The sequence below is a fragment of the Candidatus Poseidoniia archaeon genome, from assembly GCA_030748895.1.
In the GTDB taxonomy this organism is placed as follows: Archaea; Thermoplasmatota; Poseidoniia; order MGIII; family CG-Epi1; genus UBA8886.
The window spans coordinates 1-1,763 of the sequence record JASMLC010000029.1; the positions used below are offsets into that span (position 1 = coordinate 1).

The following is a 1,763-nucleotide window of genomic DNA, read 5'->3' on the forward strand; positions in this document are numbered from 1 at the left end:
CAAGACCACGCTCCTCTTCGAGGTTTTTGATTCATTCATGGAGAAGATTCCGATGGGGATCCTGACCACTGCCGGCGTCTCTAATCGCCACCTGAAATATGGAATCAGGCTATTCTACGACGACATTCCGGAAAACCAGGAGATGGTACAGAGCCTGATGGAGAGCGGAGCCAAAGGAGTGCTAGTTACCGCACGGGAAGCCGACTGGCAGAAACTTCCGGAACAGTTCCAGCATATGTTCAAGCGACTCACAGTCCCGCTGTTCTCTGAAGAGAATGTCACTGCCCTCTGCCACAGGATGCTGGATATCGCCAACATTCGTTACGATACCAGTGCTACGAGCCAGTTGACCGATTATGCCCAGGGCAGTCCGATCTTTATCTGGTTGATGATTAAGGAGATGCATTACAATGGCATCACTATCCTGACTAAGAATTACGTAAGAGACAATTCCCGGAAAGGGATGGAGAACTATGTCCTGCTCATCCTCCAGAAGCTGTTGAAAAAGGGAGCAGAGTACAAGCGCGGCGGGCTCCACTCCCTGGCATGCATGATATTCTTGTCAGAATACATGAAAGACAAAAAGTGTCACGAATTGCTCTACCGGTCGTTCGCGGACGAAATCGAGATGGACTTCGAGGCAACATTCGACGATATCCAGCATACTGCCACTTTCAACCAGACCATTGTCTACCTCTCAGGAGAAGGCTCTATCGTCAGGTTCCCGCATGATACCTGGGCGGACGTCCTACAGGGAACTGGCCGCATGAATCCGCTGCGAGCCGATATCCAGTCAATCAAGCTCAAGTTCGCCGAAGAGAAATTCGAGGATTTCAAGAAGAGCGCTGTGGGTGATGCCTGGAGCAAGATTGCTCGCAGGTATGAACGCAATAGCGTCCGTGAGAAGGATTCGTTCCTGTCGCTGGCAGATATCCTTACACACAATTTCATAATGTCCGAACTGGAGGAGGTAAATGTTGATGTCGAGATGATTCGGGAGGTTGCTTCGATTAATGCCGACCTGCCGATTGCGGCCCGCATTCTCTCGCGGATTCAGGCTGCGAAGCCGATTCAAGTTCACCGGATAATCAACATACAGGATTCGGTGATTAGCCGTTCAACACTGAACCTGGATGGGGCTGCGGGAAATATACAGGACAGCCTCGTGAGCAGGTCTGCGTAGGGAGAAGGTTATACGCTCCGGCAATTTCACCGCCGTGCCTCCCATACGAAATTCCCACGTCATCGATAACGAGTCGGTTACGCTCAGGGACAAACTGGGCGAAATCCTGCCCAGCTGCGATGAGCTATCGGTGGCGGTCGCCTATTTCTATTTGAGTGGTTTCGCTCGTATCGCGCCGGTGCTGGCGCGCATCGGGGCGACGGACGCGCTGATTGACCAGGTGGTCTACCGGCTCTACGGGTTGAGCGCGGAGGAAGTCGCGGTGGTCGAGGGCGGAAAATGAGTGAAAACGGAAATATCTCAAAACCCCGATTTTAACCCCTATCGTCGTGAAACCCACTTCCGACCCGACCGACAGTTTATATGTTTCCTCACCATTGGGGGTGTGCTGAGAGGGACCGGTGGAACAACCACTCTGCTGTCACTCGCAGCGACCCGGCGTAGCTGAGCGGCGGCCGCTGCCCTCCTCCACAGGGGGGCCGTGGCTTGGTGGGATAGCACCCACCCTCTGCGCTGATGTCGACCCCGTGGGTGCACGGTGCCCTGACCGAACCGATGCTTACCGGGTCACGACGCAACA

General features: G+C 53.9%; 2 protein-coding genes. Both read left to right on the forward strand.

The genetic code is table 11. The features are described from left to right. A partial coding sequence (locus QGG57_06800; protein ID MDP7007872.1) for a hypothetical protein occupies positions 1–1,183 on the forward strand: 1,183 nt, incomplete at its 5' end. Between the two features lie 34 nt (positions 1,184–1,217). After that, the gene (locus tag QGG57_06805; GenBank protein MDP7007873.1) at positions 1,218–1,466 is read left to right on the forward strand and encodes a hypothetical protein; all 249 of its coding nucleotides are present in this window, start codon (positions 1,218–1,220) and stop codon (positions 1,464–1,466) included. Positions 1,467–1,763 lie beyond the last annotated feature (297 nt).